This is a genomic window from Verrucomicrobiia bacterium, from assembly GCA_035765895.1.
Taxonomy (GTDB): domain Bacteria; phylum Verrucomicrobiota; class Verrucomicrobiia; order Limisphaerales; family DSYF01; genus DSYF01.
Genome location: DASTWL010000046.1, coordinates 1 through 7,790 on the forward strand (window position 1 = coordinate 1; position 7,790 = coordinate 7,790).

The 7,790-nt window shown below is 63.1% G+C and carries 9 protein-coding genes; 6 read left to right on the top strand and 3 right to left on the bottom strand.

Translation table 11 applies throughout. The features are described from left to right. From VFV96_09815 to VFV96_09825, 3 genes are all read right to left on the bottom strand, one after another. Positions 1-1,098 (bottom strand): IS630 family transposase, encoded by a 1,098-nt coding sequence (locus VFV96_09815; protein ID HEU5070692.1) that lies wholly within the window; start codon positions 1,096-1,098, stop codon positions 1-3. 63 nt (positions 1,099-1,161) lie between these two features. Then, positions 1,162-1,797 carry a hypothetical protein gene (locus VFV96_09820; GenBank protein ID HEU5070693.1) on the bottom strand — a complete coding sequence of 212 codons (636 nt, stop codon included), beginning with the start codon at positions 1,795-1,797 and terminating at the stop codon, positions 1,162-1,164. Between the two features lie 246 nt (positions 1,798-2,043). After that, positions 2,044-2,439 (bottom strand): hypothetical protein, encoded by a 396-nt coding sequence (locus tag VFV96_09825; GenBank protein ID HEU5070694.1) that lies wholly within the window; start codon positions 2,437-2,439, stop codon positions 2,044-2,046. A 106-nt stretch (positions 2,440-2,545) separates the two neighbouring features. On the opposite strand from VFV96_09825, the gene fabD reads away from it, so the two are divergent. The 6 genes from fabD to VFV96_09855 all read left to right on the top strand — a co-directional run. Then, positions 2,546-3,475 (top strand): ACP S-malonyltransferase, encoded by a 930-nt coding sequence (gene fabD / locus VFV96_09830; protein HEU5070695.1) that lies wholly within the window; start codon positions 2,546-2,548, stop codon positions 3,473-3,475. Positions 3,476-3,563: 88 nt separating this feature from the next. Continuing rightward, positions 3,564-4,307 (top strand): 3-oxoacyl-[acyl-carrier-protein] reductase, encoded by a 744-nt coding sequence (gene fabG / locus VFV96_09835; GenBank protein ID HEU5070696.1) that lies wholly within the window; start codon positions 3,564-3,566, stop codon positions 4,305-4,307. A 175-nt stretch (positions 4,308-4,482) separates the two neighbouring features. Further along, on the top strand, positions 4,483-4,728 hold the full coding sequence (gene acpP, locus VFV96_09840) for an acyl carrier protein (protein ID HEU5070697.1): 246 nt from the start codon (positions 4,483-4,485) through the stop codon (positions 4,726-4,728). Positions 4,729-4,784: 56 nt separating this feature from the next. Beyond that, a complete protein-coding gene (gene fabF / locus VFV96_09845) occupies positions 4,785-6,044 on the top strand; it encodes a beta-ketoacyl-ACP synthase II (protein HEU5070698.1) in 1,260 nt (419 codons plus the stop codon). A gap of 79 nt (positions 6,045-6,123) precedes the next feature. Beyond that, on the top strand, positions 6,124-7,425 hold the full coding sequence (locus VFV96_09850; GenBank protein HEU5070699.1) for a thymidine phosphorylase: 1,302 nt from the start codon (positions 6,124-6,126) through the stop codon (positions 7,423-7,425). Between the two features lie 61 nt (positions 7,426-7,486). Next, positions 7,487-7,790, top strand: a 304-nt coding sequence (locus tag VFV96_09855) for a prepilin-type N-terminal cleavage/methylation domain-containing protein (protein HEU5070700.1), incomplete at its 3' end; no start/stop codon positions are given.

Genomic DNA, 7,790 nt, shown 5'->3' on the forward strand with positions numbered 1-7,790 from the left:
CTAGTGTGGTGAGCGATTAGTTCGCTTACAAAGTGTGGCGACGCGATCGAGAATGAGTTCGGCGGTGGCGGTCCAAACAAAGGGCTTTGGCTTCTGGTTGTTGGCCGCGATGTAATCGTCAATGGCCGCAATGAGTTCGTCGACGTTTTTGAACACACCGCGGCGGATGCGTTGTTCGGTGATTTTCGCAAACCACCGTTCCACCTGGTTGAGCCAGGAACTGCTGGTCGGGGTGAAGTGCAGATGGTAGCGCGGGCGCTTCTGAAACCAGGCCGCCACCTTGGGCGTCTTGTGCGTCGCGTAGTTGTCCAAAACCAGATGGATTTCCTTGTCGCCGGGAACGGTGCGCTCAATCTGATCCAGAAACCGCAGAAACTCCTGCTGCCGATGCTGCTGCTGCTGGCACCGGCCAATGACCTTGCCCGTGGCGATGTCCAGCGCGGCGAAGAGCGAAGTGGTGCCGTGGCGGTAGTAATCATGCGTGCGTCGCTCGGCTTGGCCCGGCCGCATGGGCAGCACCGGCTGGCTGCGATCCAGCGCCTGCACCTGGCTTTTCTCATCCACGCACAACACCACGGCGCGGGTGCGTTCTGGCGGGTTCAAATACAGCCCCACAATGTCCCGCACCTTTTCCACGAAGAAGGCGTCGGTGGAGAGTTTGAAGTTTTCCTGCAAGTGCGGCTTGAGTCCGAAGGCGCGCCAGATGCGGACAATGGCGTTTTGATTGAGCCCGCTCGCTTCCGCCATCGTGCGCGTGCTCCAGTGGGTGGCCTTCTTGGGCCGGGTTTCCAAAGTGCGGGTGATAACCGCTTCGACCTTCGCGTCCGTCAGCTTGCGGGGCTGGCCAGAACGTGGGGCGTCGCCTAACGCCTCCAACCGACCGGTGAGAAAACGTTCCCGCCACTTGCCCACGGTCTGAATCGTCACGCCGCGTTTGACGGCCACAGCGGTGTTGGTCAAACCCGCGGCGCAATCGAGCACAATCCGGGCGCGCAGGGCAGTGCGCTGATCGGTCTTGGGGCGCCGCGCCATCAGTTCGAGCTTGGCTTGCTCTTCGGGCTGCAAGGTCAATGGTTTCAAAGGGCGACCGGTGCTCATGCCCCCACCTTCGCAGGTCGCACGCATTATTGCACGAACTAATCGCTCACCACACTAGCGCGGCTACGGCAGTGATGCCTTGGCCGCGGTGATGTCTTCGGGACGGACTTCGAGGCATTCGTCGTGGTCTTCCCAGACGAGGGCGGGATAAAACTCCAGCAGTTTGGGCGCGAGTTGAAAGCCCGCGTAGGCGAGCAGGTGTTCGGCCTGCTGCGCGGCTTCCTCGTAGGCACGGTCGTAACTGGGCACCGCCTTCTGTCGGCGTTCCTCCCAGTGCGCGACCTGGTGCACGGGCGCGTAGCGAGCCGCCCAGGTTTCCATTGCCGGTTGCAGTTCGGCCGGCAAATCCTCGAACGCAATCAACGTTTCGTTGCAGTGCTGGCAGATGAGGCCCGCCTCCTTCACGTCGCGCGTCAGCAACGGCAGCAGGGGCGCGCGGCAGCAGTGTGATTCCAGGTAGGCCGACGGCGGGGTCGCCAGCCGTTTGAACCAGATTTGGCGGTCATGCCCGAGCTGGGCGGCGAGCCGGTAGGATTCCATCAGCGGATGGGAAACGCGCCACGTCTTGCCCGCGAGCTGGCCGAGGGTCTGGGCCAGCCAGCGCGCCAGGGTGTGGTCATCCCAATCATGAAACGCGCGGGCGTATTCCTTCAACAAAGCATCTTCGGGCGCGGGCTTGTCTGGCATCGGCCCCAGCATGGCGGCAGGGGCCGGATTTGTCGAGGCGCGGACCCGGGGAGTGGCATCCTGCTTTGAATGGAACCTGACTGTTTGGTGAAGCATCGCCCGCCGCCGCGCTCAAAGCCAAATTAGGACGCTGCCGCCTGGGGGGAAGATTTTTGACGTGGTGTGTTCACGAAGCCGGCATCAAAAGCAAAGCACCGCGGCGGAAGGCCGCGGTGCTCTGGCAGATGAGCTTTTCGCCCGGAAAATGCGGATGCGGAATTACTGGGCCGGCGTGCTTGAATCCGCATCCAGAATCCGCAGGTCATACTTCGGCGACAGCGCACTGTCGGCTTTCGGCGGGCCGAAAGCATTGTAGTCGTATTCGAACTTGTAACGGTATTCCACGTGATCCGTGCCGCTGGGCGCCGGAACCAGGCCTTCCCAGCGATTGTTCATGAGCGGCGTCGGGCGCATGGGCAGCAACTGGCCGCCCACCACCACATACGGCTTGATGGTGTGCCAGCGCAGCGTCTGCTGGTTGCTGTTAAACTGGACTTCCACGGGGTAAAGGTTCTCCGCATTGCGCACCTGGCGCGTGGGCGTGAGGTTTGTGAACGTGCTGGCGCACCCAGCCAAAAGCAGGGGCAGCGTCAGCAATGAAAGCTGCTTAAGCATACGAAGGACGGTTACCCGAGCGCGGCGGGGATGTAAAGTGGATAACAGGGCGGGGCATTTTCGCGCTTTCGTCCGGTGCGCCGGCCCGCGTATGCTCGCCCGCTCTATGAGCAAGACCGCATTCGTATTTGCCGGCCAGGGCGCCCAGGTGGTGGGCATGGGCAAGGACCTGGTGGAAAAATTTCCGGCTGCGCGCGCGTGGGTGGAACGCGCCAATGCGGCGCTGGGTTATGACCTCGCCAGCATTTGTTTCCACGGACCGGAGGCGGAGCTGACCCGGACCGAAAACGCGCAGCCCGGCATCTTTCTCGTGAGCTGGATCGCGCTGGAACTGCTCAAGGAGCGCGTGCCCGGCCTGCGGTGCGACGCCACCGCCGGGCTTTCATTGGGTGAATTCACGGCCCTGACTGCCGCCGGGGCGATGAGCTTTGACGATTGCTTGAAAGTCCTGCGCGTGCGCGGCCGTTCGATGCAGGAAGCCTGCGAAGCCACGCGTGGCAGCATGGCAGCAATCATCGGTTTCGACGAGGCGCCCACCCGCGAAGTTTGCGTTGAGTCAGGCGTCGAACTGGCCAATTTGAACTGCCCCGGTCAGCTGGTCATTTCCGGCGAACTGGAAAAAATCAACCGCGCCTGCGAACTCGCCAAAGCCCGCGGCGCCAAACGCGCACTGCCGCTGGCCGTGGCGGGCGCCTATCACTCGAAGCTCATGGCCAGCGCGCAGCCCAAACTCGCTACAGCCCTCGAAGCCGCCCTGTTCGCCGCGCCGACCGTGACGGTGATCTCCAACGTGACCGCGCAGCCGCACGGCACGCCTGCTGAAATCAAGGCGCGGCTGGTCGAGCAGGTAACGGCGTCCGTGTTGTGGGAAGCTTCGATGCGTTGTCTGCTGGCCCAAGGCTTCACGCGTTTCATCGAATTCGGTCCAGGCAACGCGTTGAGCGGCTTCATGAAGCGCATCGACAAGTCAGTCCAGATGTTGAACGTCGCGGACGCGGCGAGCCTCGAAGCGACGGCCACCGCGCTGGTCGCCTGAGCGATGAACGTTCCGGACGCCTGGCTGGTCCGCCGGCCGCTTTCGCCCATTGACAACCGGCCGTCAACCACCGACAACTAACCGACCTATGGCTCAACTTGCCAATCAGATTGCCGTGGTGACCGGCGCCGGCCGGGGCATTGGCCGCGCCATCGCGCTGAAATTTGCCGCCGAAGGCGCGGACGTGGTCTGCGTTTCGCGAACGGCCGGGAACTCGGAGAAGGTGGCCGGCGAAATCCGCGCCCTCGGCCGCAAGGCCTGGCCCGTTGCCGTGGATGTGTCCGACCCCGCTGCCGTGGCCGCCGCGGCGGAGCAGATTTTGGCTGATGCCGGCCGGGTGGATGTGCTGGTGAACAACGCCGGCGTGACCCGCGACGGCCTGCTCATGCGCATGAGCGAGGCGGACTGGGACACGGTGCTCAACACCAATTTGAAGGGGGCTTTTCTTTTTACGAAGGCGTTTACGCGGGCATTTGTGAAACAGCGCAGCGGACGTATCATTAATGTTTCATCCGTCATTGGGTTGATCGGCAATGCCGGCCAGGCCAATTACGCCGCCAGCAAGGCGGGCTTGATTGGCTTCACGCAATCCGTCGCCCGCGAACTGGCGTCCCGCGGCGTGACCTGCAACGCCATCGCGCCCGGATTCATCGAGACCGACATGACGGCCGTGCTGGGCGAGGAAATGAAGGCCGAATTGTTGAAGAAGATCCCGCTCGCCACGCTGGGTCAGGCCGAAGACATTGCGGCCGCCGCGCTTTATCTGGCGAGTCCCGGCGCCCGCTACGTGACGGGGCAGGTGCTCACCGTGGATGGCGGCATGGTCATGTAAGCCGCCCCAGCATCGTGCGTTATCGTCATCCCCATCCCAACTTCGGGTCGCTGCCCGCGGGCCGTGGCCACGGCGGGCGCAACAACCACCTGTCAGGCGGGAGAATTTTTAGAATCAGGGCTTGACGGTCATGTGACCGTCGCTTAGACACACCGACAAAAAACAGGAGAGAACCATGTCTGAAAAATCAATCGAACAGCGCGTCAAAGATATCATCGTCGAGCAGTTGGGCGTGAATGCCGACCAGGTCACGCCCGAAGCCAAGTTCATCGAAGACTTGGGCGCGGATTCCTTGGACACGGTGGAGCTGGTAATGGCGCTGGAAGAGGAATTTGGCGCCGAAATCCCGGACGAACAGGCGGAGAAGCTCCAGACCGTGGGCGACGTCATCAAATACGTCGAAGAAATCCAGGCCAAGTAAACACCGCAGACCTTTCGCTGGGCGGCTTGACGGTTTCTTGTTGAGCCGCCTTTTTTATGCCGACCAATCCAACAGAACGCAGGGTGGTGGTGACCGGCCTCGGAGTGGTGACTCCGGTGGGCAACACGGTCGCGGACTTCTGGTCCAACCTGATCGCGGGTCAATGCGGCGTGAACAAAATCACGCTGTTTGACGCCAGCGCCTTCGATACGCAAATCGCCGCTGAAGTGCGCAACTTCAACGCCGCGCCGGCCTTTCCCTCGCCGAAGGAAGTGCGCCGCACGGACCGCTACTCGCAGTTTGGCGTCCATGCCGCGTGGCAGGCGCTTGCGGATTCCGGCTTGGAACTCGACAAGGCCGACCGGGATCGCATTGGCGTGATGATCGGTTCAGGCATTGGCGGGCTGGCAACCACGACCGAGCAGCACAAGATTCTGCTCGAACGCGGCCCGGGCCGCATGTCGCCGTTCACCATTCCGATGCTCATCAGCAACATGTGCTCGGGCTTGGTTTCAATGTATTGGGGATTGCGCGGTCCGAATTACGCCACGTGTTCGGCGTGCGCAACCTCCACCCACGCCCTGGGCGAGGCGTGGCGCACCATCAAAATGGGCGACGCGGATGTCATGATCGCCGGCGGCGCGGAGGCAACCATCATTCCCATTGGCATTGGCGGTTTCTGTGCCATGAAGGCCATGAGCACGCGCAACGATGACCCGCAACACGCCTCGCGTCCGTTCGACAAGGAACGCGACGGTTTTGTAATGGGTGAAGGCGCGGGCATGCTCGTGCTGGAGGAATTGAGCCACGCCCGGGCGCGTGGGGCGCGCATCTATGGCGAAATCGCCGGTTACGGCAACACCGCGGACGCGCATCACCTGACTGCGCCGTCTCCGGGCGGTGAGGGCGCGGCCCGCTGCATGAAAATGGCGCTGCGCAACGCCGGGCTCAATCCGACGGACGTTTCCTACATCAACTGTCACGGCACTTCCACGCCGCAGGGCGACATTGCGGAAACGCAGGCCATCAAGACCGTGTTCGGTGACCACGCGCGCAAGCTCGCCATCAGCTCCACCAAGGGCGCAACGGGCCACATGCTGGGCGCGGCGGGCGCGGTGGAAACGGTGGTTTGCATCAAGGCCATTGAAAACAACGTGGTGCCGCCGACCATCAATTACCAGAACCCCGATCCGGAATGCGATCTTGACTGCGTGCCGAATCAGGCCCGCGAGATGCAGGTTGACGCGATCGTGAACAATTCTTTCGGCTTTGGCGGCCACAACGCGACCATCGTGGCCACGAAGTTCAAGGGTTGAACGTCACGGGCCGCGTTGGAGCCGCGCGGCGGCCCACAGTTGGTTTCGGGGGGGCCACCAACGTCCGCCGGTCATTGCCATGCATTTTCTCTCCCTCATCGAAGCCAAGCGCGATGGGCGCCCGCTCGCGGCGGCGGAGATTCGGCAGATCATCGAAAATCTTCCCGCCCTGCCGGATTATCAGGTTGCCGCGTTCCTCATGGCGGTCTTTTTCCGCGGCCTCGACACCGAAGAAACGACGGCGTTGACGCTTGCGATGCGCGATTCGGGTGAGGTGCTGAAGTTTCCCGCGGACTCCCGGCCGCTGGTGGACAAGCATTCAACGGGCGGAGTGGGGGACAAGGTTTCGCTGCCGCTCGCGCCCTTGCTGGCTTGTCTGGGGTTCCGCGTGCCCATGATTTCGGGGCGCGGCCTGGGCATCACCGGCGGCACGCTCGACAAACTGGAAAGCATTCCCGGCTTTACCACCTCGCTGCCCGCGGCCCGGATCGTTGAACTCGTGCAGCAGACCGGCTGTGTGATCTGTGGCCAGACCGAACGAATGGTGCCGGCGGACCGGCGGCTTTACGCCTTGCGTGATGTAACCGGCTCCGTGCCCAGCATTCCGTTGATCACGGCGTCAATTCTTTCGAAGAAGCTCGCCGAAAGTCTCGACGCGCTCGTGCTCGATGTGAAATTCGGCCGGGCCGCGTTCATGCAAACCCGCGAACAGGCGCGGCTGCTGGCGCAGTCGATGGTTGCCCTCGGCACGCAGTGCGGTGTGAACACGCGTGCGGTGCTGACCGACATGAACGCGCCATTGGGCCGCGCGGCCGGCAACTGGCTCGAAGTGAAGGAAAGCGTGGCCTGTCTCGACGGCGCGGGCCCGGGCGATTTGCGCGAGATCGTGCTGCACTGCGCGGCGCATTTGCTGGTGCAAACGGGTCGCTGTCCGTCCTTGGAAACCGCCCTGGCCCAGGCGGCCGATTGTCTGACGTCGGGCGCACCGCGACGCAAATGGGATGAAATGCTGGTGGCACAAGGAGCGGACGTGGATGCCTTCCGGCGCAAACTGGAGCGGGAGGTCACCGCCCCGGCCGTCGGGGAACTCAAGGCGTCGCGGGACGGTTTGGTCACCCGCGTGGACGCGCGCCAGCTCGGCGAAGTGGTGCGCGATCTCGGCGGCGGGCGGCTGACCCAGGAAGCCGTCATCAACCACGACGTCGGCGTGGATTGTCTTGCGCAAGTTGGCGAAGCGGTCACGCGGGGAACCACCCTGGCGCGCATTCACGCGGCGGACGAAGCTTCCCTTACAGCGGCCATCGACCGGTTGCGCCCCGCCATCGAAGTGGCGGACGGACCATCGCCGCCGCGCGAACTGCTCGTGGAGACGCTGGGTTGATTTGGCGGCCACGCATTCAATGCACCATCATACAGTGAATGAATTCCAATTCAGGAAGCGGATGGTTGGCCCGGCGTTCACGTTGATTGAACTGCTGGTGGTCATCGCCATCATCGCCATCCTCGCGGCGCTGTTGCTGCCGGCGCTTTCCCGGGCCAAAGCGCAGGCACGCCGGGCCAGTTGCATTTCACAGCTTAGGCAGCAGGGCGTGGCCTGGCGGTTATATCTCGATGACCACAACGGACGCTTTCCCGATCGTCGCGACTTGAAAACGTCGCTGCCCGGCGGCTACAAGCCGTGGAGTTCCTGGCCGACCAGCGATCCGCGGGCAGGCTGGGCGGCAGTCGTGTTGGGCGACACCAACC

Bases quoted from the DNA above. Each gene is read 5' to 3' on its own strand.
- VFV96_09815 (HEU5070692.1), bottom strand. From the start codon at position 1,098: ATGAGCACCGGTCGCCCTTTGAAACCATTGACCTTGCAGCCCGAAGAG.
- VFV96_09820 (HEU5070693.1), bottom strand. From the start codon at position 1,797: ATGCTGGGGCCGATGCCAGACAAGCCCGCGCCCGAAGATGCTTTGTTG.
- fabG (HEU5070696.1), top strand. From the start codon at position 3,564: ATGGCTCAACTTGCCAATCAGATTGCCGTGGTGACCGGCGCCGGCCGG.
- fabF (HEU5070698.1), top strand. From the start codon at position 4,785: ATGCCGACCAATCCAACAGAACGCAGGGTGGTGGTGACCGGCCTCGGA.
- fabD (HEU5070695.1), top strand. From the start codon at position 2,546: ATGAGCAAGACCGCATTCGTATTTGCCGGCCAGGGCGCCCAGGTGGTG.
- acpP (HEU5070697.1), top strand. From the start codon at position 4,483: ATGTCTGAAAAATCAATCGAACAGCGCGTCAAAGATATCATCGTCGAG.
- VFV96_09850 (HEU5070699.1), top strand. From the start codon at position 6,124: ATGCATTTTCTCTCCCTCATCGAAGCCAAGCGCGATGGGCGCCCGCTC.
- VFV96_09825 (HEU5070694.1), bottom strand. From the start codon at position 2,439: ATGCTTAAGCAGCTTTCATTGCTGACGCTGCCCCTGCTTTTGGCTGGG.